Source organism: Parafrankia sp. EUN1f (assembly GCF_000177675.1).
In the GTDB taxonomy this organism is placed as follows: Bacteria; Actinomycetota; Actinomycetes; order Frankiales; family Frankiaceae; genus Parafrankia.
Genome location: NZ_ADGX01000004.1, coordinates 1 through 23,632, shown reverse-complemented (window position 1 = coordinate 23,632; position 23,632 = coordinate 1). Strand labels below are relative to the sequence as shown.

Annotated in this window: 15 protein-coding genes and 2 pseudogenes; 13 read left to right on the top strand and 4 right to left on the bottom strand. The window is 69.0% G+C overall.

The window, feature by feature from the left end:
• Positions 1-171: 171 nt before the first annotated feature.
• From FREUN1FDRAFT_RS01665 to FREUN1FDRAFT_RS43330, 3 genes are read left to right on the top strand one after another with little or no spacing between them, the layout of a single operon-like run.
• Positions 172-867 carry a hypothetical protein gene (locus FREUN1FDRAFT_RS01665; RefSeq protein WP_006538186.1) on the top strand — a complete coding sequence of 232 codons (696 nt, stop codon included), beginning with the start codon at positions 172-174 and terminating at the stop codon, positions 865-867.
• The gene (locus tag FREUN1FDRAFT_RS39350) at positions 864-1,679 is read left to right on the top strand and encodes a hypothetical protein (protein ID WP_006538185.1); all 816 of its coding nucleotides are present in this window, start codon (positions 864-866) and stop codon (positions 1,677-1,679) included. The genes FREUN1FDRAFT_RS01665 and FREUN1FDRAFT_RS39350 overlap by 4 nt, the downstream gene beginning before the upstream one ends.
• A complete protein-coding gene (locus tag FREUN1FDRAFT_RS43330) occupies positions 1,679-2,092 on the top strand; it encodes a hypothetical protein (RefSeq protein WP_006538184.1) in 414 nt (137 codons plus the stop codon). Before FREUN1FDRAFT_RS39350 ends, FREUN1FDRAFT_RS43330 begins: the two co-directional genes overlap by 1 nt.
• Before the next feature lie 177 nt (positions 2,093-2,269).
• On the opposite strand, the gene FREUN1FDRAFT_RS01655 is transcribed toward FREUN1FDRAFT_RS43330, so the two are convergent.
• Complete coding sequence (locus FREUN1FDRAFT_RS01655) at positions 2,270-3,160, bottom strand: tyrosine-type recombinase/integrase (RefSeq protein WP_369809766.1); 891 nt, start codon at positions 3,158-3,160, stop codon at positions 2,270-2,272.
• A 229-nt stretch (positions 3,161-3,389) separates the two neighbouring features.
• Between FREUN1FDRAFT_RS01655 and FREUN1FDRAFT_RS47845 the strand changes: the two are divergent.
• The 6 genes and pseudogenes from FREUN1FDRAFT_RS47845 to FREUN1FDRAFT_RS01630 all read left to right on the top strand — a co-directional run.
• Positions 3,390-3,566: pseudogene (locus FREUN1FDRAFT_RS47845) on the top strand (pirin family protein); the annotation flags it as partial.
• A gap of 141 nt (positions 3,567-3,707) precedes the next feature.
• Positions 3,708-3,854 carry a hypothetical protein gene (locus FREUN1FDRAFT_RS40585; RefSeq protein WP_006538181.1) on the top strand — a complete coding sequence of 49 codons (147 nt, stop codon included), beginning with the start codon at positions 3,708-3,710 and terminating at the stop codon, positions 3,852-3,854.
• A 392-nt stretch (positions 3,855-4,246) separates the two neighbouring features.
• Positions 4,247-5,493, top strand: a pseudogene (locus FREUN1FDRAFT_RS01645) (hypothetical protein).
• 184 nt (positions 5,494-5,677) lie between these two features.
• Positions 5,678-10,798 carry a diguanylate cyclase gene (locus FREUN1FDRAFT_RS01640; protein WP_006538178.1) on the top strand — a complete coding sequence of 1,707 codons (5,121 nt, stop codon included), beginning with the start codon at positions 5,678-5,680 and terminating at the stop codon, positions 10,796-10,798.
• Positions 10,799-11,077: 279 nt separating this feature from the next.
• Positions 11,078-11,755, top strand: coding sequence for a class I SAM-dependent methyltransferase (locus FREUN1FDRAFT_RS01635; protein WP_006538177.1), 678 nt, complete (start codon positions 11,078-11,080; stop codon positions 11,753-11,755).
• Positions 11,756-11,977: 222 nt separating this feature from the next.
• Positions 11,978-14,434: an endonuclease/exonuclease/phosphatase family protein gene (locus FREUN1FDRAFT_RS01630; RefSeq protein ID WP_006538176.1), complete on the top strand. Its 2,457-nt coding sequence runs from the start codon at positions 11,978-11,980 to the stop codon at positions 14,432-14,434.
• Positions 14,435-14,538: 104 nt separating this feature from the next.
• On the opposite strand, the gene FREUN1FDRAFT_RS01625 is transcribed toward FREUN1FDRAFT_RS01630, so the two are convergent.
• Positions 14,539-15,996, bottom strand: a complete 1,458-nt coding sequence (locus FREUN1FDRAFT_RS01625) for an MFS transporter (protein ID WP_006538175.1) — start codon at positions 15,994-15,996, stop codon at positions 14,539-14,541.
• Between the two features lie 162 nt (positions 15,997-16,158).
• Here FREUN1FDRAFT_RS01625 and FREUN1FDRAFT_RS01620 point away from each other — a divergent pair, with 162 nt between their 5' ends.
• Positions 16,159-17,061 carry a helix-turn-helix transcriptional regulator gene (locus FREUN1FDRAFT_RS01620; protein WP_369809765.1) on the top strand — a complete coding sequence of 301 codons (903 nt, stop codon included), beginning with the start codon at positions 16,159-16,161 and terminating at the stop codon, positions 17,059-17,061.
• A gap of 406 nt (positions 17,062-17,467) precedes the next feature.
• Here the strand turns inward: FREUN1FDRAFT_RS01620 and FREUN1FDRAFT_RS01615 are convergent, their stop codons facing one another.
• Positions 17,468-18,613 carry an ABC transporter ATP-binding protein gene (locus FREUN1FDRAFT_RS01615; RefSeq protein WP_006538173.1) on the bottom strand — a complete coding sequence of 382 codons (1,146 nt, stop codon included), beginning with the start codon at positions 18,611-18,613 and terminating at the stop codon, positions 17,468-17,470.
• A 411-nt stretch (positions 18,614-19,024) separates the two neighbouring features.
• On the opposite strand from FREUN1FDRAFT_RS01615, the gene FREUN1FDRAFT_RS01610 reads away from it, so the two are divergent.
• The 3 genes from FREUN1FDRAFT_RS01610 to FREUN1FDRAFT_RS01600 all read left to right on the top strand — a co-directional run bounded on the left by FREUN1FDRAFT_RS01610 (position 19,025) and on the right by FREUN1FDRAFT_RS01600 (position 22,371).
• Positions 19,025-20,299 (top strand): ABC transporter substrate-binding protein, encoded by a 1,275-nt coding sequence (locus FREUN1FDRAFT_RS01610; protein WP_006538172.1) that lies wholly within the window; start codon positions 19,025-19,027, stop codon positions 20,297-20,299.
• Between the two features lie 204 nt (positions 20,300-20,503).
• On the top strand, positions 20,504-21,511 hold the full coding sequence (locus FREUN1FDRAFT_RS01605; RefSeq protein ID WP_006538171.1) for a carbohydrate ABC transporter permease: 1,008 nt from the start codon (positions 20,504-20,506) through the stop codon (positions 21,509-21,511).
• A complete protein-coding gene (locus tag FREUN1FDRAFT_RS01600; RefSeq protein WP_006538170.1) occupies positions 21,508-22,371 on the top strand; it encodes a carbohydrate ABC transporter permease in 864 nt (287 codons plus the stop codon). Before FREUN1FDRAFT_RS01605 ends, FREUN1FDRAFT_RS01600 begins: the two co-directional genes overlap by 4 nt.
• A gap of 36 nt (positions 22,372-22,407) precedes the next feature.
• On the opposite strand, the gene FREUN1FDRAFT_RS01595 is transcribed toward FREUN1FDRAFT_RS01600, so the two are convergent.
• Positions 22,408-23,598: an RNA-guided endonuclease TnpB family protein gene (locus FREUN1FDRAFT_RS01595; protein WP_006538169.1), complete on the bottom strand. Its 1,191-nt coding sequence runs from the start codon at positions 23,596-23,598 to the stop codon at positions 22,408-22,410.
• Positions 23,599-23,632: the final 34 nt, after the last annotated feature.

The following is a 23,632-nucleotide window of genomic DNA, read 5'->3' as shown; positions in this document are numbered from 1 at the left end:
CCGTCGAGCACCGCGAGCCTGTGAAGGGCTCCAACGGTCTTAACGGCGTCGTCTGGTACTCCACACAGTCCCCGGAGTATCTGCCCCGTAGGGGCGAGCCTAGGACTGCCGTAGGGGCCGCAGTCAGGGCCGCGGAAAAGGCCTCCGGCGTCAAGCTGCCACGGTCAGGCCGTGGACAGCGTCAGGGCTGAGGTTGACGGGCCCGCCCTGGCCCGCGTGCTGGCAAACGTGCTGGCCTTCTGTCCGGCCCGAAGCCCGTACCCCATCGTCCGACTCGACATCGGCCCCGGCTACGTCGAGGTGTCCGCCTGTGACACCTACACCGTGGGGATCGACACCGTCGAGGCGAAGACGTCCGGGGAGTGGTCAGGCGCCGTGGAGCGCCTCGACGCACAGGCCGTAGAGAAGGCCATCCGGGCGGAGCGGAAAACCGACGTCCATCTGACCTTGGGAGAGGTAGACCCCCAGGGTGGACGGTTGCTGACGATGGTGATCCCTGGCGGGCAGTCCATCGGGACGCCTGCCAGGGTGCGCCCCCTCGAAGGGCGGGGCGACTCGGCAACGTTGTTCGGGACAACCGAAGCTGAGCTGTTCGACCTGGTAGACGAACTCGCTGCCCGGATCGCGCGCCGGACGGAAAGGCCGGGAGAGCCTCGCCCCTGGCCACTCGACGTCTATTTTCAGCCGTCGCTGCTGGCCCCGTTTGCGAAGGTGCGCCCCGCCGGGGCAAGCCCGGTTATGGGCATGCGGATCGTCGAGCCGGAAATTCCCATCCTGATCAAAATAGGCCCTTCGTTCCGGGGGGCAATCATGCCGGTCCAGCCGGACCGCGCCGAGGACGAATTCAGAGAGGAAATGCTCTGGTGACCATTGCAACCACAGACAGGTCTGATACTGAAATCGTGTCGACCTGGTCATACGGTGAGGCTCGCGAATGGGTCACCCGAGTGAGGGTCACCCTCGACGAAGCCCGAACGCTGATTATCGATGGTGTTCGGAATCAGGTGTGGGTCGGACTCGGGTACGAGTCGTGGGGCGAGATGTGTTCCCGGGAGTTCGACGGGGCGATCATCCGTCTGCCGCGTGTTGACCGGCCTGCGTTCGTGGCAGAGCTTCGGGCGGCAGGGATGTCGACCAGGGCGATCGGGGCCGCATTGGGGGTCGATCAGAAGACGATCGTCAACGACCGTCGACACTCAGGTGAGGAAAATTCCTCACCTGGCGACCCCCCTCCGCCGGTCACCGGTACGGACGGGAAGATCTACAACGGGGCCAGGGCGAAACCGAAGGCGCCCGATCTGGAGCCCTCGACGACAGCAGGGCCGCAGGTAGCACCCGAACCTGAACCGGAGCACGCGCCTACGGCGCCCGTCGAGGCTTCCCCTGTCGAGCCGGCACCGACCGTCGAGGTCACGGCGCAGCCCTCCACGTCGGCCGCGGTACTGCCCTGGATTGATGACATGTTCGAGGTCGTGTTCAAGGTGGTTGACCCGAATTTGCACGCCGGAGTTCGTGAGCATGTCGCCGAGCATGTTCTGACCGCCGTTCTGGACTCGCTACACGAGGACGACCGGAAGATTGTCTATCGCACGCTGAGTAGGAAAATGCATCCGGATATGGGAGGCTCTGTGGAGTCGATGCGCGCACTGTCGGCCGCGATGCGGAATTGTGAGATCTGATGAGCCTCTCGAAAGTTCCTCACGTCGTCGAGAGCTGGGTGTCGAGCCAGGGGCGGACGTGGGTCCGCCTGTCGGACGGCAGCGAATGGTATTGGCGTGGTGGCTCGCGTTGGTCTAGCCCTCCTGGATGCAACGCGACCGGCGGATGGGCAAACCAGGATGACCCGCCATGGCTCCCTAAGCCGAAGAGGAACGGCTACGGCAAGTCGAACCCGAAGGGTAAGGAGAAAGGCCCGAAGACTGCACCCCTGGCAATTGGCTCTGGAGACCCACGGGTCTCTACGCCGAATTACCCCGAAGGGACGATGCGCGCTCACGCCGAGCACGCATCCGGCCGCAAGGTCAAGCGTGTTATCGAGTGGATTTTCATTGTCGAGTATGGAGATGGCGATAAGGGCGAGTTCTTCGGCTGATGGCGGACAAAAAAGGGGCCCCTTTGGGGCCCCTTTTGCTATATCTTGTCCTGCTCTGCTCTCAGTCGGTCCGCCTCGATAGGTGGCAGTTCATCCGGCTTGTTCTCGGCTAGCCACTGTATGTGCTCCGCATAGCCGTCCCAGGGCGCCACCCTTGAGCGAACCCTCTTCGGCTTCTCATCCTGCGACTCTGAGTCCGCCATTCTTCACGCCTCCCCTCGTTTGCGCCGCCCGCCCGAGGATGAACGGCTTACCCTTCATTGTATCGTCTCGCCTGGCCCGGTCGATGTCGAGCCGTAGATACATCTCTGTCGTGGCGGACGACTTGTGATGCAACAGGGCCTGAGTCTCTCGCAGGGCGTGACTGTAGCCGTCGCCCATCCGCGAGTCGAAATACAGCCGTGCGACACTCCGGCGGATGGTGTGACAGGCCTCCTGCGTGAGCCCTGCGGGGTTGTACCCGATGCGCACGAGGCCGTTGCGGACAATCCGCCTGGCGGACATGTATTGCATCTCGACGTCGGGACGGATGGTGTAGGCCCGCACCCTGCCCTGGCGGTAATACGTGGCCGTCTTCGCCGGGTACAGGTACCAGGCGTTGTTAAGCGGGGCCTCGACGCGGTCCTGGTAGTCCACTAGCCACCTGGTAATTTCCTCGAAGAGGTCTTGCACGATGGGCATGGAATCGGCCCGGTTCGACTTATGGATGCGGGTGTAGACCGTGAGGTTGTCTAGGTCAACATCACCGAGCTTGAGTGAGGTCACCTCACCCACGCGGCAGGCGGTACAGATCAGATGGGCGAGGAACGCCCGGTCACGCGGGACGTCCGTGCTTTCGACCATGGTGAGTAGCTCGTCCGCTGTGAGCTGTATGAAGTCCTGCGGCGGCTCTGCCCGCGGCAGCCTGACCCCCTCGAAGAGTCCCGGCTTGCACCAGGCGCGCCCCGGCCGTGACCCGAACTCCGTGAACGCCTTGATCACCCTGTACCGGTTGCGGATCGTCGACAGGCCTGGCTTCCGGGTCCACGGCACGTCGCCCCTGAGCTGCGACTGAAAGAAGGTGATCATTCCGTCGGTGGTCAGACGGTGCATCCCGTAGTCGGGCCCGAAGTGCGTGGCGAGGGCCGACAGGTGGCTGCGGTAGCCGACCCACGTCCGTGGTCCTAGATCGATCTCGCGTGCGGCTAGATAGATCGTTGCCGCCTCTGCGATGGTAGCCTTTGGCATCGCTCTCCCCTGCCGAAGTCCCACGTCCGTCACACACAGCGAGCACCCTTCGAAGGGGTACTTTGTAAGCGTAACATTCTGGTGGAACTTCATCGGGCGCAGCCACGAGGAGATCGCCGCCTACCGCGAGGCCTGGCAGAACCAGTCCGACCGGTTCGGCCGGGTCGAGGGGTACATCGGCGGCCCCGCCTGGCTGCCCGCCCCGCCGCTGCCGGAGGCCAGAATCAAGCCACGCGCCAGGCCGTGATCCTCGGCGCTGTGAGCCAACAGCCACTAGCCGTACGGCCGTTCATGCCAACAGGTGCACGGGACGATTCCGACGGCAAAGATGGCTTCGAACCTGTCGGTGGGCGGCACAGGACGTCCACCACGGAGCGGAGGAGGAACCGTGGCACGACGTCTCAGCTGCCCGTGTGGCGAATTCATCGAGGGTGAGGACGACGACGACCTCGTGGAGAAGACCCAGGCCCATCTCGCCGAGAAGCACCCGGGCCACGAGTACTCCCGGGAGCAGATCCTGTTCCTCGCGTTCTGATCTTCGAACCACCCCTTCGAGCCCGAGCCCCGGGCTCCGCGCTCCCGTCGCGGGGTGGGGCTCGGCAGCAGTGGCAGTTCGTAGCCAAAGCTCGAAGATCTGAGGATCCTGGTCGTCCCAACAGCCAGGATCCTCAGATCTTGCTTGGCAGCAGCTGCGGCCCGAAGCCCGGGACTCTGCCACCACACTCAGGAACGACGAACATCGCCCCCCCCCCCGCATCGCCACCACCCGTCGAAGCCGTCATTGTCTGGCCTTCTGACGTGCCGTTTTGCGCAATTCCGCCAGTTCGGGTGTAGAAATACGCCGTTCATGCCGGATCGTCCGATGCAGGCACTCCCACGGAGCTGGTGGGCGGCCCACCGGGCGCCGAGAAAGCGGGAATCGGGGGCATGCCGGACTCATCGGCTCTTGACGTGCTGGTCGGGCTCGCGCTGATCTTCGCCGCGTTCAGCCTGGCGGTCTCGCGGATCAACGAGACCGTCCTCGCCCTGTTCCGCTACCGGGGGCTGCGGCTCGAAGCCGAGCTCCGTCGGCTCCTCGGCGGAACCCGCCAGGCCGGCGGCGGCCCGGCGGACGGACCCGATGTCACCGCCGAGCTCCTCGACGGGCCGCTGCGGGTCCTGCGGACCACCGGCAGGGACACGCTGCCGGTGAACGTCGCCGACCATCCCCCGGTCAGCGGGTTCTGGGCGTCGATCCTCCGGGCCCGGCGGCTGCGGCTGCCGTCCTACCTGCCCTCGACCGCGTTCGCGCAGGCCCTGCTCGATCGCGTGGACCCACCCGCGCGGGTCATGCTGCACCAGCTCCGGCCGGACAACCTGCCCGCGGAGATCCCGGCCGAGATCCGGGCGGCCTACCAGCGCGCGTATGACGCTGCGCGCCGGCTGCTCGACGAGCAGACCGCCGCGGCCCTGCACCACGCCATGCCCGCGGAGCACCCGACCGGGCGGGTGGTGGCCGCCGCCCTCGTCGCCGCCACCCGGACCGGCGCCGTCGCCTCGCTGGAGGAAAGCCTCGCCGCGCTGCCGCCCTCCCCGCCCGGACGGCGTTGACCGCCGCGATCGTCAAGGCCGGCGGCGACCGCGAGAAGGTCATCGCCGATCTGGCGCGCTGGTACGACGACGCGATGGACCGCCTCTCAGGCTGGTACAAGCGGCACATCACCGCGTTCCTGCTCGGTTACGCGATCCTGCTGTCGGTCGCGTTCAACCTGGACGCCATCGCGATCACCCGGGCACTGTGGCAGGACGGGACCGTACGGCAGGCCGCGGTGGCCGCCGCCGTTGCCGAGGTGGGCACGGCGGGCGACGACGCGGCCACCAGCAGTGGAACAGCCACGGGCGCCGACGCGACCACGGACAGTGATGCGACGGTGGGTGAGGCCGCGGAGCGCAGCATCGAGGCGGTGCGCGACGCGTCCGGGCTGTCCATCCCGGTCGGTTGGGTCGATGCGTCCGACCGGCGCGACGACCCGCGGGAGGTACCGACCTCGGTCGGCGGGTGGCTACTGAAGATCGCCGGTATCGCGATCGCCTGTTTCGCGCTGACGGCCGGCGCGCCCTTCTGGTTCGACCTGCTGGGCAGGCTGGTGAACATGCGGGCCACGGGCCCGAAACCACGCGCCGCGAACGCATAGGGCCGGCCTCGGCACCAGCTTGTCCCGCCGCTGAGGGGCAGAACGACCGCGCGACGGGCGGTCACTGATCATCTCGATACCGACGACGCGGTCGGGGCAGACTGGCAGAGTGGGCCAGGTCTGGCGCGACGTCCAACGGTTGGAGCAGGCGGCCCGACGCAGGTCGCCGGGCCGGGATCCGCCCATGTCGCCGACGCCTGCACCGATCCGTCCCGTGGTGCTCGCGGAGACCGAGCGCACCCGGGTCACCAGGATCGCGGGCCCGACCGGTCCGCTGATCCGGAAGGAGGCGCTGGGCCGGGGTGCCGGGCGGCGGCTGCGGCGTGAAGCGAAGATCCTCCAGCGCCTGGCCGGTGTCCAGGGCGTGGTCCAACTTGCCGCCGCACCAGACGTCGAGCACGAGGCGGACGTCGCGCACGAGCCGGGCATCGAGCACGAGGCGGACATCGAAGAGAGCCCGGAATCAATCCTGCTGGAGGACATCAGCGGCACGGCGCTCTCGGGCTGGCGTACGCCGCTCGCGCCGGACCTGCTGCTCGCCGTCGCCGAAGCGCTGGCCCGGGCGGTCGCGGGCATGCACCACCGCGGTGTCGTGCACCGGGACATCAGCCCGGCGAACATCGTGGCCACTCCGGACGGGGACGTGTGCCTGATCGACTTCGCGCTCGCCACCACGCTCACGTCGATGCGCAGCGAGTTCACCCACCACGCCACGATCATCGGCACGGTCCCCTACCTGGCGCCGGAGCAGACCGGCCGGACCAGCCGTCCCGTCGACCACCGCGCCGACCTGTACGCCGTCGGCGCGACCCTGTACGAGCTGGCGACGGGAGCGCCGCCCTTCGGGGCGGACGACCCGCTGCGCATCATCCACGAGCACCTCGCCCGGGTGCCGGTACCGGCGTCGGAGCGAAACCCTACGGTGCCCCATGCGCTGGGGCAGGTCATCGCGCACCTGCTCGAGAAGGAGCCCGATGATCGTTACCAGAGCGCCGAGGGACTCGCGCACGATCTCGCCCTGATCCGTCGCGGCACGCCGCCGGCCCGACCCGGAGCCCGCGACCGGTGGGACCGTCAGCTGGCGTCCTCAAGGCTAGTCGGCCGCGCCCAGCAGATCGACGAGCTGCGTGGCGCGTTCCTGGCGGTCATGGCCGGTCACCCGCGTTCGGTCCTCGTCGAGGGCGAGGCCGGGGTCGGAAAGACGGCCCTGATCGACGAGCTGAGGGTGATCGCGGCCGGTCACGGCGGCTGGTTCGTGGCCGGGGCGTTCGACCAGCACCGCCTCGACCAGGCGCACAACGGCTTCCTCCGCGCGATCCGGGCCCTCGGTCGGCTGCTGCTGGCCGAGCCCGAGGAACGCCTGGCCGAGTATCGGGACCGGCTGCGTCGCGGTCTGGGCCGCAACGCGGGCCTGGCCGCCGCCGCGGTGCCGGAGCTGGGGGTTCTGCTGGACGTCCAGGCCGCGCCGGGTGACCTGATGACGAGGCGGGCCCGCGCGGCGCACACCGGCGTCGAGATCCTGCGTGCGGTCGCGTCGACGGAACGCCCGGTGGTCTGCTTCGTGGACGATCTGCAGTGGGTCAGCAGAACCCCGCTGGGCATCCTCGAACCGATCTTCGGCGGATGCGCGGAGGTGGACGGGCTGCTGCTGGTCGGCGCCTACCGGGCCAGCGAGGTCGGTTCGACCACCCCGCTGGCGGGGCCGCTGAGCCACTGGCTCGGCCAGCCGCACGGGCCACGCCAGCTGCGGCTGGAGAACCTCGCACCCACAGCCCAGGCAGCGCTGATAGAGGACGTCCTGCACGTCGCGACGGGATCGGCGGCCGAACTGGCACGCATACTGGCACCGGCGGCCCGGGGAAATCCGCGCGACACCCTCGATCTCCTCAACACCCTGCGCCGCGAGAAGCTCCTGGACCTCGGTCCGGGTGGCTGGCGGTGGGATCCGGAGGCGCTGCGCCACCGGCTGCATCGGATCGACTTCGCCGAACTTCTGACGGCCCGGGTCGCCGCGCTGCCGGGCGTCACCGTCGACCTGCTCTCGGCGGTGGCCTGCCTGGGCGCCCACGTCGATCTGGATCTGCTGGCCGCCGCGACCGCACTGCCGGTGGACGAGGTTGAACGACGGCTCGCCCTGGCGATCGAGATCGGCGTGCTGGTACCCGAGACCGCGGACGGCGGCCGCCATTCGGTGCGGTTCCAGGACGACCGGACCCGCCAGACGGCGCTGGTCGGGCTCACCCGGCAGTCGCAGGACGCGACGCGCCTGCGGCTGGCCCGGAACCTGGCCGGCCATGGCGAGGACCCCGACGACCCGCACCCCCAGCGCCGGGACGGGGAACATCTCTCCGCGGCGGCGGAGCAGTACCTGCCGGTCCTCGGCGCCCTCCACGACCCGGCGGAGCGGCGGCGAGCGGCGGCGCTGCTGCGAAGGGCCGCGGGCGAGGCGAAGGTGCTGTCCAACCATGCCCAGGTGGAGAGTTACACGGCCGCCGCCGCGACGCTGCTCGATCCGTCCGAGGTCGACGCGCTGCTCGCCGTGCACATCGAGCGGCACGCGGCGCTGCGCGAACTCGGCCTGCTCGATGAGGCCGACGAGGTCTTCCAGATCATCGACCGGCTGTGCACCGATCCACTCCAGCGCGCGGCCCCGACCGTGGTCCAGATCCGCAGCCTCACCGATCGTGCGCGTGCGACCGAGGCGATCGGGCTCGGCATCGAACAGCTACGACGGCTCGGGATGACCGTCCCGGACCGCCAGCAGCTGGACGCGGAGATCGACAACGGGCTCGACGCCGCCTACCGGTGGATCGACACCACGAGCGACAGCGATGATCTGCGGCGCGCGGAGCTGGTCGACGAAGTGCGGCGCAGCGCCGCCAATGTGATCAACGGCCTCGCGCCGGCGGCGTTCTTCACCGACCACACGGTGCTCGCCTGGCTGACCGTGCGGACCCTGGCGACCTGGGCTCAGGACGGCCCGAACCGCGCCCTGCTGGGCCCCGCGAGCCACATCGCGATCGCGACGATCGCCCGCCGGGACGACTACCGCACCGGGTACCGCATCCTGCGTCGCCTGCTCGCCGTGGGCCACGCGCGAGGCTACGAGCCCGAGGTCTGGCTGGCGGAGTTCCATTACCTGATCACCTGCGGCCACTGGTTCGAACCCCTCGAGCACAACGTCTCCGCGACCCGGCGGGCTCTGGACGAGCTCGTCCACAGCGGCGACTTCCAGAGCGCCTGCTGGGCACATCACTGCGTGCTGTTCAACCTGCTGGACTGTGCACCCTCACTCGACCTCATCGCGGCCGAGGCCGAAGCGGCGATGGAGCTGGCGACACGGACCGGCAACCAGCGGGCCGAGGAGTCCGCGCGGGTCTTCCGCCAGCTCGTCGCCGCGCTGCGCGGCGAGACCGAGGACGTCCACACCGACGAGACGGCCGAGCTCGCCCTGATGGCGGGCAACTCGGTCGCCGTCGTGCACTTCCACATCACCAACGCGATCCTCGCCGCCGTCTTCGACCACCCGGACGACCTGGCCCGGCACCTCGCCGCCGTGGAACCGCTGCTCGCCCCGTTCTCGGCGAGCTACGTGATCGTCGCTGCTCGTCTGCTGCGGGTGCTGATGCTGGCCCAGCGGATCCGATCGGGGCACCGGCAGCCGAGCACCGACCACCCACCGGCGGGGAATCCGCCGGTGGGGAATCCGCCGGCCCAGAACGCGCCGGCTGGGAACACGCCGGCTGGGGACGCGCCAGCCGGGGATCCGCGCGAGGAGCTGGACGAGATGATCGTCTGGCTGTCCGGCCGGGTGGCCGACGCTCCCTTCAACTTCCTGCACGTGCTGTATCTGGCGCAGGCGGAACAGGCCTGGGCCACCGGCGACTTCCAGCGCGCCTCCTACATGTTCGACGCGGCGCACAGGGAGGCCATCTCGCGGTCTCGGCCATGGCACCTTGCGCTGATCCTGGAGGAGGCCGCCCGTTTCTACCTGGGTCACGGGCTGGAGGTCGCGGGCCGGCTGCTCCTGGTCGGGACCCGCCGGGTCTACGCGGCCTGGGGCGCCACCGCGAAGGTCAACCAGCTCGACTGGGGCAGCCCAGGCCTGCGGTCCGGACCGCCGGCGGAGGAGCTGCTCGTCGGGGGCCCGCGGAAGCGGGCGGGCGGGCGCTCGCTCGTCACGACGGGCACCATCGACCTGCGGGGCATCGTCGCCGCGTCCCGGGCGCTCAGCTCGGAGACGAGCGTGGCGGGCCTGCGGGCCACGGTCGTGGGGATCCTGTCGGAGATGACCGGGGCGACCGACGTCCACCTGCTGCTGCGTGATGAGGAGCGGGAGGCCTGGACGGTCACGACCGACGCCGGTCCGGCGATCTCCCTGCGGGAGGCGGGCCAGCGCCATCTCCTGCCACCGTCCGTCGTCTGGTACGCGGAACGGACCGGTGAGCCGGTTGTCGTCACCGACGTCGCGACCGACGACCGGTTCCGCCGCGACCCGTGCTTCTGCCCGCAGGACCGTTGCTCGCTGCTCGCCGTGCCCATCTCGACCCGCGGCCGCCTCCGGGCGATGCTGCTGCTGGAGAACCGCATGATCAGTCATGCCTTCTCCGCGGACCGCCTCGAGGGAATCATGCTCGTCGCCGGCCAGCTGGCGGTCTCGCTCGACAACGCCCTGATGTACGCGTCGCTCGAACGCAAGGTGGAGCAGCGCACCCGGCAGCTCGCCGCCGCGAACCGGCAGCTGAAGCAGCTGTCGGTGACCGACCCGTTGACGGGGCTCGCGAACCGCCGGCGGCTGGACGAGATCCTCGACCACGAATGGCGCCAGGCCCGGCGGCGCGGGTCCCCCATCGCCCTCGCGATGGTCGACATCGACCATTTCAAGCTCTACAATGATCATTTCGGGCACAGCGCCGGGGACCACTGCCTGCGGCTGGTCGCACGCTGCGTCGGCCGTAGCGCGCAAGATCCACTGATCGCCGCGCGCTACGGCGGCGAGGAGTTCGCCGTCGTCATGCCCGACACCGATGCCGCCGGCGCCGCCCGGCTGGCCCGGCACATCTGCGCGGCCGTCGAGGCGCTCGCCGAGCCGCACCCGCGGGTCGCCACGCGAGTGGTGACAGTGAGCATCGGCACGACGGCGCTCGTTCCCACCTCGCGGGACGACCTCGCGGGATTCGTCGAATGTGCCGACGCGGCGCTCTACCGCGCGAAGCGAGGCGGACGCAACCGTGCCGAGGTGGTGCTGGCCCGCCCGTGCCTGCCGGCGGTCAGTACATCATCCGCGGGTCCAGGTAGTGCCTGAACTCCAGCAGGTTGTCCGCGGGGTCGCGCGCCGCACCCCGCCGAGCCTGGTGGTGTCCGGCCGTCCGATGCGCCGCCAGCCGACCAATGAGCCTTTTCGATCGTCGGCGCTGGCCTGTCGTAAAAGCACCCGACAAACGTGAGATGGAAAAGGCACAATCCCCCGAAACGGCGAACCGGCGACTCGCGCGACCCCCGCCCGCGTAGCCTCGACAGTCCCGGCACCCAACGTAACGATCAGATCACGGCTGATCGGTGGCGCGAAGGAGGTCAGTGAGGGATGAGCATCCTCGAAGGTTCGGACGGGGCCCTGCCACCGCTCGGGCCACGGCATCCCACTGACTTCGACATCTTCTATCAGGGCACCCCACCGTGGGACATCGGCCGCCCCCAGGCCGCCTTCCAGGCGCTCGCGAACGCCGGCCGGCTGCGCGGGCGAGTCCTCGACGTCGGATGCGGCACCGGTGAGCACGCCCTGCTCGCCGCCAGCCTCGGGCTCGACGTGGTCGGCGTCGACACCTCCGCGCTCGCGATCGAGCGGGCCAAGGCCAAGGCCGCCGAGCGGGGCCTGCGCGCCCGGTTCCGGGTCGAGAACGCACTGCGGCTGGCCGACCTGCCGGAGCGGTTCGACACGGTGCTCGACTGCGGGCTGTTCCACGTGCTGACGGACGAGGACCGCGAGGCCTACGTCCGGGCCCTGCACTCCGTCCTCCACCCTGGTGGCCACTACTACATGCTGTGCTTCAGCGACCAGGTCCCCGGTGACATCGGCCCCCGCCGAATCAGCCAGGACGAGATCCGGAGCAGCTTCGCCGACGGCTGGCAGGTCGACGCGGTGGAACCGGCCACCCTCGAGATCACGTTCGACACGATGGGCGTCTCCGCCTGGCTGGCCTCGATAACCCGGAGCCAGAGCACCCGAAGCCAGAGCACCCGAAGCCAGAGCACCCGGGGCTGAGCACCCGGAGCTGAGCACGCGGAATCCCACCGTCGAGGGCCCCACGGATACCGCCGGCATCCCCACCGGGCCGACACCATTCCACACCGGCAGCGAAACGCTCCGGAAAGAAAAGGGGAACATCTAGGACGATCGCGGCAGTTCACCAAAAACCGCACTTCCGCCAGATCACGAAGGCCACCATGCTCCTGGGGAGAATCTTCCCTGAGGAGCAGAACACCTGTGGCAAAACTCAGCGCACGCCGCCTGATCACGGCGGCGAGCCTGCCGGCTATGGTCGCGGCCACCCTGACGGCCCTTCCCACTCCCGCGACCGCGCTCTCGGCCGACGTCGTCATCTCCGCCGTCTACGGCGGGGGCGGCAACTCGGGCGCGACCATCAAGAACGACTTCATCGAACTGGCGAACCTCACGGCGAGCCCGATCAGCGTCGAGGGCTGGTCCGTCCAGTACGCCTCGGCGGCGGGTGCCGTCTTCCAGCTGACGGCCCTGCACGGCTCGATCCCGGCCGGCGGCCGGTATCTGGTCCAGGAGGCCGCCGGCGCCGCCGGGACGCTCAGCCTGCCGACCCCCGACGCGACGGGCAGCGTCCCGATGTCGGCGACGTCCGGCGTCGTCGCCCTGGTCACGAACACCATCCCGCTGGTCGGCTGCGGCATCTCCTGCGCCGTCGCGCCGAACGTCAAGGACCTCGTCGGCTACGGCGCCACCGCCAACGTCGAGACCCTCGCCGCGCCCGGGCTGACCAACACCACCGCGGGCGCCCGCAGTGGCTCCCTGGTCGACACCGACAACAACTCGGTCGACTTCACCTCGGGCGTGCCGAAGGCCACCAACTCGGCCGGCACCACCGTGACCGCCACCGACGACCCGGGCGGCGGCCCGACCGGCCCGACCCCCGGCAGCACCCGGATCCACGACATCCAGGGCAGCGGCCGGATCTCCCCGATCGTCGGCCAGAGCGTCACCAACGTGCCCGGCATCGTGACCGCCGTCCGCACCACCGGCAGCTCCCGCGGCTACTGGCTGCAGGACCCGACGGCCGACGCCGACCCGCTGACCAGCGAAGGCATCTTCGTCTTCACGGGCAGCACCTCACCCGCCGTCGCCATCGGCGACTCGGTGCTGACCACAGGCCGGGTCACCGAGTACCGCCCCGCCGCCGGCGCGCAGTCGCTCACCGAACTCGGCGGCCCGATCGCCACCAGCAAGCTGAGCAGCGGCAACGCGCTTCCCGCGCCGACCCCCGTCAGCTTCCCCGACACCTTCACCAAGACGGGCTCCCTCGAGGCCCAGCCGCTTGAGCCGAGCTCCTACGTGCTCGACTGGCTGGAGGTCCACGAGGGCATGCGGGTCACCGTCGCCCAGGACACCCGCCTCATCAGCCCGGTGAACACCGAGTTCGGCGAGCTGTGGGTCACCCTGAAGCCGACCCAGAACCAGACCCCGCGCGGCGGTTCGGCGTACGTCTCCTACGACGACCCCAACAGCGGCCGGCTGATGCTGCAGGCCCTGGACGGCGCCCCCGCGGCGAACGTCGGCTCCACCCTCGCGGCCGGTTCGGTCGGCGTCGTCGACTACCAGTCGTTCGGCGGGTACGTCATCCAGACCACCACCCTCGGCACCATCACCGACGGCGGCCTCAAGCGGCAGAAGGTCACCCCGCCGAAGAAGACCGGCGACCTGTCGATCGCCACCTACAACGTCGAGAACCTCACCGCCGGTGACTCCGACGCCAAGTTCGCGCGGCTGGCCGAGGCCGTCGTCGTGAACCTCGGCAAGCCCGACATCCTCGCCCTGGAGGAGATCCAGGACAACAACGGCACGGTCGACGACGGCGTCGTCGCCGCCGACCAGACCGTCGCCAGGTTCATCGCGGCGATCGTGGCCGCCGGCGGCCCGACCTACGACTGGCGTTCGATCAACCCGAACGACGGCACGGACGGCGGCGCCCCCGGTGGCAACATCCGCCAGGTGTTCCTGTTCAACCCGGCCCGCACGACCTTCGTCGACCGCCCCGGCGGCGACGCGAACACGGCCGTGAGCGTGCTCAAGGTGCGCCCGACCAGCAACCAGGTCTACCTGTCGGCCTCGCCCGGCCGCATCAACCCGACCAGCTCCGCCTGGAGCACCAGCCGCAAGCCCCTGGTCGGCGAGTTCCTGTACGACGGGGACAAGCAGCTGTTCGTCGTCGCCAACCACTTCAACAGCAAGGGCGGCGACTACCCGCTCAGCGCCGCGGTGCAGCCGCCGGTCCGCAGCTCCGAGGCCCAGCGGACCAGCCAGGCGACCGAGGTCCGCAACTTCGTCGCCGATCTGGCCGCCAAGAGCGGCAACGCCGCTCGCGTGGTCGTGCTGGGTGACATCAACGACTACCAGTTCAGCCCGACCCTGGCGACGCTGACCGACAACGGTGCGCTGCTCAAGCCGCTGATCAACGACCTGCCCGTGAACGAGCGGTACAGCTACGTGTTCGACGGCAACTCGCAGACGCTGGACCACATCCTGATCAGCCCGACCATCAAGGGCTACTCCTACGGTGTGGTGCACGTCAACGCCGAGTTCTCCGACCAGGCCAGCGACCACGACCCACAGATCATCCGGATCCTGACAGGGTGTGGCTCCGAGCCGCTTCCCGACCGCTGCCGCCCCGGCAGCCCCGTGGTGGACGTCCCGTAACGCTGATGGACGTCGAGTAACACCCACTCGCAGCAGGGCAGTGCCAAAGGCAGGACAGTGCGAAAGCGCCCGTCCCCCTCACCGGGGGCGGGCGCCTTCGCGTTTCACGGGCGAACGGCCACGGGAACCTGGTCCACCCGGCCGCGGCGGCGGTCCCGCACCAGCAGCAACGCGGAGACGACCGCGACCAGTGCGACGGCGGCCAGGACCCGGCCCGTGATGTACTCCGCGTGGCGGGTCGAGCCATCGTCGCCCACGGCGGTGAGGAACACCGTGCCGACGCCGGCCACACCGACGACCTGCCCGAGCTGCATCAGGGTCAGCAGCAGCCCGCTCGCGTCGGCCGCGTCGGAAAGCGCCACCCCCTCGAGCGCCACCGACATGATGATCGACATGACCCCCAGCCCGAACCCGATCAGCGCGGTCAGCAGCTCGTAACCCACGCCGCCGTCGGCGAGCGGGCCGACGAACAGGTAGGCCACGGCGGCGACGGCGAACCCGGCCGGTATCAGGTTCGCGTGCCACCGCGCCGGGACCCGCTGCCAGCTGAGCCCGACGGCCCCGAACGCCACGACGCACGGGACGAACGCCAGGCCGGACTTCAACGCGCTCATCCCGAGGTCGCCCTGCAGGTGCAGCGTGGTCGTGAACAGGAAGCCGGCCCACGTCGCGGGCGCCAGCAGCAGCATGGCCGCGGCGGGGCGAAGCCCGGGAGCGCGCAGCATCCGCACCGACAGCAGCGGACGCCGGCCGCGGGCGGCAAGGCCACGCTCCACCCACACGAAGAGCGCGAACACCACGACGCTCGCGGCCAGGCAGCCCCAGGTCCAGGCCGGCCAGCCCAGCTCGTGCCCCAGGATCAGCGGCATCACGAAGAGCAGGACAGCCGCGCCGAGTATGACGAGGCCGAGCAGGTCGAGGTCGACCTCGCCCTCCGGCTCATCCGGCGGGATGACTCGCGGGCCGGCGACCATCAGCGCCAGGCCGACGGGCACGTTCACCAGGAAGACCGTCCGCCAGCCGGCGCCGAACAGATCCAGGCTGACCAGCAGGCCTCCCGCCACCTGCCCGACGACGACACCGCCGGCGATCATCGCGGAGAAGAAGCCCATCGCGCGCAGCCGTGCCTCACCGGTGAAGTTCCGCTGGATCAGACTCATGGTCTGGGGGGTCATCAGGGCCGCGCTGGCGCCCTGCAGGAAGCGGAAGACGATCAGTGACGTCGTGCCCGGTGCGAGGCCGCATGCCAACGACGTCAGGGTGAAACCGATCAGGCCCAGGTGGAAGGCCCGGCGATGGCCGAGCACTCCGCCGAGCCGGGCACCCGTGATCAGCAGCACCGAGTAGGCCACGGTGTAGCCCGCGACCACCAGCTGCAGCCCGGCTCCGGAGACGTCCAGGTCCGCCCGCAACGTCGGCAGGGCGACGTTCACAATGCTCACGTCGAGCACGGACATGAACTGACCGAGGAGAAGGACGGCGAGCAGCGCGCCCGCGGCGCGCTGCGGTGCGGGCGGCGTCCGCCGTTCCTCGGTGGCGGGACTGCGCAGTGCATTGACCATGAGGAACATCCTGGGAGGGCGTCGATACTGGTAACGAGAGCCCCGTGATACTGGTACTGGCAGCACCTGGCACGCCGGGCCGCAGCCCGGCACGCTGGAAGCGTGACGACGCAGCCCAGCCCCACGCCGGCTTCCGTGCCTCAGGTGGATCAGGTGGCGCAGGTGGATCAGGTGGCGCAGGTGGCTCCCGTGCTCCCGATCAGGCCGCGGGCCGAGCGGCGGCGTTCGGATCTCGCCCTCTTCCTGCGCAGTCGGCGCGAGCGCATCACCCCCGACGACGTCGGCATGCCGCCGGGGCCCCGCCGCCGCACACCGGGGCTACGTCGCGAGGAGGTCGCGCAGCTCGCGGGGGTCGGCGTCACCTGGTACACCTGGCTGGAGCAGGGGCGGCCCATCAACGCGAGCCCGCAGGTCCTCGACGCGGTCGCCCGCACCCTGCGCCTCGGCCCGGCCGAGCGCGAGCACCTCTACCGACTGGCCGACACGCCTCAGCCGCATCCCGCGGCGGACGAGGAGACCACCGGCATCCCAGCGGACATCCGCACGATTCTCGACGGCCTGGACCCGCTGCCGGCGGCGCTGGTGAACGCACGGTCCGATGTGCTCAGTTTCAACGCCACCTTCGCGGCGCTGGTCCCCTGCCTGGCGAACGCGCCCGTCAGCGAGCGCAACTCCATCTGGTTCACGTTCACCGCCCCGCCAGTCTGCAACCCCATCGTGAACAGCGAGGAACTGGCCGCCGAGCACGCGGGTATCTTCCGCTATCGCTACAGCCAGCACCTCGGTGAACCGGAATGGCAGGAGTTCGTCCACCGCCTGTGCGCGGCGAGCCCCGAGTTCGCCCGGTTGTGGGCCAGCCACGACGTGGTCCCGCCGCGGCCATGCAACAAGATCTTCCGCTACCCGGGGATCGCCGACATCGCGACCCGCTCCACGAACCTCGAGCTGTCATACCAGCCCGGCACCCGGGTCATCGTCTACACCCCGATCAACGACGAGAGCCGGGCGGGCATCGCCTGGCTCCGCGAGCATCCCGACGCGGCCACCACACGCCACGAGCACTGAAGTCTTCCGCAGCTCGACGATCTGAGGATTTCTTGTTGTTCCAGATTCCAGAGCCCGTCGCAGAATCCCGAGCCTCGGGCTTTCCCTTCCGCCGCCACTTCCGAGCAAGCGTTGAGGATTTTGGTCGTTCCGACAACCAAAATCCCCAATTCTTGCGGATCGTCAAATGGCCGTGACACCCCTTTTATCTCTCTTGGGTCGAATTTCTGGCGCGGCGCGAAGACGGTGCGGAATCCCCTGTGGGGGGGCCATTGCGGCGAAGTGTAAACGGGCCGCCAGGCCAATGCCGGCAACCCCGGATACGCCGCTTCTCCGGATTGTGCTACATGCTCCGAAACAACCGAAATTCTCGCTTCTTGCGGTTGCCCGCTGCGCGGCGGCGCGGGCTACGCGCTGGCGCGCGATGTCAGGCGACCGCCTGCAGCGCCCGCCGCCGGAGGGTCTCGCCGGTGGCCGCATCGAACAGGTGCAGCCGGTCGACGGCGGCGTAGAGCCTGAGCTTGCCGCCGCTGGTGACGGGCGTCCGTGGGTCCAGCGCGGCGGTGAAGCGGCAGGTCTCCGGGCTGGTCGGCGGGCCGGACGGCACCGCCCCATGGGCGAGGGTCTCGGTGCCGAGGCGTTCGATCAGGTCGACCTCGACATCGAAGATCAGCGCCGGGTCGGCCGGGGGCTCGGTCTGGACGTCGTGCGGCCGCACGCCGATGGTCACCTCGGCACCCGTCGGCGCGGCCAGGGTCTCGCGGATGGCCGCGGGTACCTCCACCGTCTGGTCGCCGACCCGCAGCGCGAGCGAGCCGGTGCCGGTCGGCTCCGACAGCTGCCCCGGGACGAGGTTGGTCGGCGGGCTGCCGATGAACGTCGCGACGAAGACGTTCGCCGGGTGGCTGAACAGCTCGTCCGGTGTGCCGAGCTGCTGCAGGCGCCCGTCGTGCAGCACCGCGATGCGGTCCGCCATCGTCATCGCCTCGGTCTGGTCGTGGGTGACGTAGAGCGTCGTCGTTCCCAGCGAGCGCTGCAGGCGGGCGATCTCGCCGCGCACGCGCACCCGCAGCTTGGCGTCGAGGTTCGACAGCGGCTCGTCCATCAGGAACGCGCGGGGCTGGCGGACGATCGCGCGGCCCATCGCGACGCGCTGGCGCTGCCCGCCGGACAGTGCCTTCGGACGCCGGTCGAGCAGGTCGGTGAGCCCGAGGATCTCGGCCGCGGCGGTGACCCGCCGGTCGCGTTCCGCGCGGTCGACCTTGGCCAGCCGCAGGGCGAACTCCATGTTCCGCCGCACGGTCATGTTCGGGTAGAGGGCGTAGTTCTGGAAGACCATCGCGAGGTCACGGTCCGCCGGCGGGACGTCGGTGACGTCCCTGCCGCCGACGAGGACCTGACCGGCGGTCGGCGCGAGCAGGCCGGCGACGATCCGCAACGCGGTCGTCTTCCCGCTGCCGGACGGACCGATGAGGACCAGGAACTCCCCGTCCTCGACCACGAGGTTGAGTGACTCCAGGGTCGGCCGGTCGTCGTAGGTCAGGGTGACGTCACGCAACTCGATCGTGGACATGGGGCTCCCTCTTCCCTTGGACACTGACGCTGAGCTGGACGCTGACGCTGAGCGCAGCCCGCACAGGACACCAGCCCACACGCGGAGCACCGCCCGCGCAGGGCATGGCCGACGCAGGACGCAGCGCGGCCACGGCGCGCGACCGGCCGTGTGGACGTTCGGAGAGGGAGGTTCCGACGCCCTTGTCGACGCACCGAGGCCCCAGATTCGCACGAGTGGCCTGGTCCGTCCAGAGCTTCGGAAGCACTCGACGTCAATTCCTTTCAGTAGTCATGCAGCTACAGAAAGATTTATGTACATCCACCAGCGACCAACACTTGACAGTGGCGTAACCGGGGCCCACAGTTTCGAAGCCATGAGAGCGCTCACACGCGATCAGTGCGGTGAGCGTGAAGCCAGAGGGAGGGCTTCATGAGGGCACGGCAGGGCCGCCTTATGGCCATGGCCGGGACGGCCGTCCTGGCCATGGTCTTATCCACCACCAGCGCCTGCGGAGGCGACGACGGGGGGAAGACCAAGCTCACCATCAACACGTTCGGTGTCTTCGGGTACACGGACCTGTACAAGGAGTTCGAGGCCAGCCACCCCGACGTCGAGATCGTCGAGACCGTCAGCGAGTACAACGACCATCACAACAACCTGGTGAACCACCTGGCGGCCGGCTCCGGCGCCGCCGACGTCGAGGCAGTCGACGAGGGTTTCATCGCGCAGCTGAAGGCGACGCCGGAGCAGTTCGTCAACCTGAACGACCTCGGCGCGAGTGATCGGGAATCCGACTACCCCGCGTTCAAGTGGTCGGCGTCGCTGTCCGCCGACGGCAAGACCCAGATCGGGCTCGGCACCGACGTCGGCGGGCTCGCGATGTGCTATCGCACCGACCTGCTCGAGGCCGCCGGCCTGCCCAGCGACCCGGCGGCGGTCAGCGCGCTCTGGCCGACCTGGGACGCCTACTTCAAGACCGGCCGTGACTTCGCGGCGAAGAACACCGGGGTGAAGTTCTTCGACGCCGGCACCAACATCTACAACGCGCAGATCTTCCAGCTCGACGAGAGCTACTACGCCACCGGGACGTCCGATGTGATCGTCGGGTCGAACCCCAAGGTCAAGACCGCTTTCGACACCACCGCGAAGGCTATCTCGGACGGTCTGTCCGCGGGGCTGGTCGCCTTCGAGGACGAGTGGGTCACGGCGATGAAGGAAGGCACCTTCGCGACGATCACCTGCCCGGCCTGGATGCAGGGCTACATCAAGGAGAACGCGCCGGAGACGGCCGGGAAGTGGAACATCGCCGAGATTCCCGGGGGCAGCGGCAACTGGGGCGGCTCCTGGCTGACGATTCCGGCGCAGAGCGACCACAAGGACCTGGCCTATGAGCTGGTCTCCTTCCTGACCGCGCCGGAGCAGCAGACCCGGATCTTCAAGGAGACGGGCAACTTCCCGTCCAGCGTCACCTCGATCAAGGACTCGGCGGTGCAGTCGTTCACCAACCCGTTCTTCGATGACGCACCCACCGGGAAGATCTTCGGCGAGTCCGCGATCAGCCTGGAGCCGCAGTACCAGGGCTCGAAGCACGGGGCCATCCGCCAGGCGATGGAACACGGAATCCAGCGCATCGAGCAGGAGAACCAGGCTGCCGACAAGGCCTTCTCCGAATCGGTCGACGAGGCGGAACGCGCCGCCCGCTGAGGCCTGAGAAAGCCGGTCACCACAGCACGGCTCGAACAGCACCGCCTCGAACAGCACCACGGCACCAGTACGAACAGCACCACGGCACCACGGCACCACGGCACCACCCGAACAGCACCGTTCCGAACGGCACCGTCCCAGTCGGTGTCGTTCGGGACGGCGCACAGCCCGTGGGCCCTGTCAGCGGAAAGGAGGTAGGTGTCCATGACGATCGCGACCCCCGCGCACCCGGCGCAGACGACGGCGGAATCCGCGCCGGCCGCGCGGGAGACGCCCCGCCGGCAACGGAGGCCGCACAGCACGTTCCGGCGTATCGGGCGCGCGACGGTCCCCTACTGGCTCATCGCCCCGTTCTTCGTCATCTTCACGGCCTTCGGGCTGTTCCCGATGCTCTACACCGCCTGGATCTCGCTCACGGACCGGGACATGCTCCGCCCCGATGCCGCGAAGTTCATCGGCCTGGGGAACTACACCGACCTGTTCTCGGACGAGTTCTTCTGGAACGCGGTCGGCAACACCTTCCTGCTGATGGCGATGTCATCGGTTCCCCAGCTGGCGTTCGCGCTGATCCTCGCACATATCCTGAACACCCGGCTGCGGGCACGCACGCTGTTCCGGATGGGCGTCCTGCTGCCGAACATCACTTCGATCGTCGCGGTGACCATCGTGTTCAGCCAGATCTTCGGCCGCCAGTTCGGCCTCATCAGCTGGCTGCTGGACACGGTCGGCCTGGACCCGATCAACTGGCAGGCCGGCGAGTGGACGTCCAAGACAGCCATCGCGTCGATGGTCATCTGGCGTTGGACCGGCTACAACGCGCTGATCTACCTCGGCGCGATGCAGGCGATCCCCAAGGAGCATTTCGAGGCCGCCGCCATGGACGGTGCCAGCACCTGGCGCCAGCTGTGGCACATCACCCTGCCGGCACTGCGCCCGACCATCGCCTTCACCGCGCTCATCTCCGTGATCGGGCAGATACAGCTGTTCACCGAACCGCTGTTGTTCGACAACTCGCCGGGCAGCGTCTCCGGCGGCAACAGCCACCAGTTCCAGACCCTGGCGCTGCTGCTCTACGAGGAGAGCTTCCGGCTGCACAACTTCGGTTACGGCTCCGCGATCGCCTGGGTGATGTTCCTGGTGACCATGGCACTGGCCGCGGGCGCCTACTTCGTGACCCGCGGCACGTCCCGACTCACAGGGGGGTCCCGGTGACCGGCTCCACCCGCGGCTCCACCCGCCGTTCCACCCGCGGCTCCGGCGAGAGCTCCGGCCCGCTGCGCTATCCGCTCCTGTTCGCGGTCGTCATCATCTCGGCGTTCCCGGTGTACTGGACCTTCATGATCCCGTCCCGGACGAACGACGTGGTCGGCCAGCTGCCACCGCCGTTCCTGCCCGGTGGGCACTTCTTCGCCAACGCCGCCCGGGTCTTCGACACGGTCAACTTCGGCAAGGCCCTGATGAACTCGGTCATCGTCGCCGGGTCCATCACCCTGAGCACGCTTCTGTTCTGTTCGCTGGCGGGTTTCGCGTTCGCCAAGCTGAACTTCCGCGGCCGGAACGCACTGCTGCTCGTGGTGGTCTCCACCATGATGGTGCCGGTCCAGCTCGGCATCATCTCGCTCTATATCGAGATGCAGGAGCTGGGCTGGGGAAACCGGCTGATCTCCGTCGTCCTGCCCACCGCGGTGACCGCTTTCGGGGTCGTCTTCATGCGGCAGAGCGTCATCCAGGCGGTGCCGGACGAACTGCTGGAAGCCGGCCGCATCGACGGCTGCGGAACGCTGCGGCTCTACTGGCATGTGGCGCTGCCCGCGCTGCGCCCGGCAATGGCCGTCCTCGGCCTGCTCACGTTCATGCAGGCGTGGAACGACTTCATGTGGCCGCTGATCGTGCTCAACGCCGAGAACCCGACCGTTCAGGTCGCGCTGAGCACGCTGGCGTCCGGTCACTACCGGGACAACACCCTGGTACTGGCCGGCACCGCACTCGGCACGATTCCCGTACTGGTCATATTCGCCCTGTTCGGCCGCCAGATCATCGGCGGAATCATGGAAGGCGCGGTCAAGGGTTGACGTCCTCCCCCGCCTGAAGGCGGGGGATTCCAACTCCTACACACCCACCAGGGAAGGGGGTGCGAGTTGTTGAGGTTCGCGGTTCACGGGCACACCCAACGGCGTGCCTCCCCGCGCAGCCACCGCGCGTCCCGCGGCGATATTCACTGCTGCGTTCACGTCAGCGTTCGCCGTATGCCCGCAGGCGACACAGCGGAACCGCGCTTGGCTCTCACGCGATTCCGCCGCCACATGCCCGCAGGCCGAGCAACGCTGACTGGTATAAGCGGCCGGAACGCGTTCGACTCGGTCGGGGGCTTTCTGTTCCAGACGCTGCACGAGCAGGCCCCAGCCGTTGGCAAGGATGCCTCGGTTCAACCCGGCTTTCTGTCGCACGTTCCGGCCAGGCTGGTCGACCGAGCCCCGGGCCGACCGGGTCATGTTCCCGATCTGCAGGTCCTCGACGCGGATCAGGTCGAAGCGTCGGGCGAGATCGGTGGAGGTTTCCTCGGCCCAGTTTTTCCGCCGGTCGGTTTCCCGGGCTTTCAGCCGGGCTATCCTGGCCTTGAGACGGCCGCGCCGGTTCGAGCCCCGTTTCGCGTTGGCGAGGCGGCGTTGCAGCCGCGCCAGCCGCGCGGCCTCTGCTGGCCGCAGCCCGGGGCAGGACAGCAGCTCACCGGTACTGAGCGCCGCGGACACCGTTACGCCCCGGTCGACCCCGACCGCCTCACCAGTGCCCGGCGCCGGGATCGACTCCGGGACCACAGCGAACGCGACATGCCAGCGGCCAGCCCGGTCACGGGTGATCCGGTACGACTTGAAGTCGGGAACAGGCCGGGACAGCCGAAACTTCACCCAGCCGACTTTCGGTATCCAGCATCGGGACCAGCGCCGGTTCAGCTTTTCAACCCGGGCGTTCTTCCCCACGATCTGGAAACCTTCGGACTGGCCGCGTTTCCGAAAGGTCGGTCGCTGATGGGAGCCACCGAAAAAGTTCCGCAGAGCTTGATCGTAGTCCCGCAGGGCCTGCTGTTGGACGGTTTGCGATCCGGCGCGGAGCCAGTCGAACGCGGCGCGCGCGTCGGTCAATTGCCGGCACCGTTCCAGATGGGATGGCGCCTTACCCCGGTAGCGGGTCCACCATGACTGCTGTTCCACGCACAGATTCCACACGAACCGTGCATGCCCGCAGTGCTCTTCGAGTCCGGCGACCTGTTCGGGTGCCGGAACAAGCCGATAGCGGGACATGATCTTATTCTACAGAAGGGATTCGCTCATGCGT

Bases quoted from the DNA above. Each gene is read 5' to 3' on its own strand.
- FREUN1FDRAFT_RS43330 (WP_006538184.1), top strand. From the start codon at position 1,679: ATGAGCCTCTCGAAAGTTCCTCACGTCGTCGAGAGCTGGGTGTCGAGC.
- FREUN1FDRAFT_RS01655 (WP_369809766.1), bottom strand. From the start codon at position 3,160: ATGATCACCTTCTTTCAGTCGCAGCTCAGGGGCGACGTGCCGTGGACC.
- FREUN1FDRAFT_RS01640 (WP_006538178.1), top strand. From the start codon at position 5,678: ATGTCGCCGACGCCTGCACCGATCCGTCCCGTGGTGCTCGCGGAGACC.
- FREUN1FDRAFT_RS01635 (WP_006538177.1), top strand. From the start codon at position 11,078: ATGAGCATCCTCGAAGGTTCGGACGGGGCCCTGCCACCGCTCGGGCCA.
- FREUN1FDRAFT_RS01625 (WP_006538175.1), bottom strand. From the start codon at position 15,996: ATGGTCAATGCACTGCGCAGTCCCGCCACCGAGGAACGGCGGACGCCG.
- FREUN1FDRAFT_RS01615 (WP_006538173.1), bottom strand. From the start codon at position 18,613: ATGTCCACGATCGAGTTGCGTGACGTCACCCTGACCTACGACGACCGG.
- FREUN1FDRAFT_RS01610 (WP_006538172.1), top strand. From the start codon at position 19,025: ATGAGGGCACGGCAGGGCCGCCTTATGGCCATGGCCGGGACGGCCGTC.
- FREUN1FDRAFT_RS01605 (WP_006538171.1), top strand. From the start codon at position 20,504: ATGACGATCGCGACCCCCGCGCACCCGGCGCAGACGACGGCGGAATCC.
- FREUN1FDRAFT_RS01595 (WP_006538169.1), bottom strand. From the start codon at position 23,598: ATGTCCCGCTATCGGCTTGTTCCGGCACCCGAACAGGTCGCCGGACTC.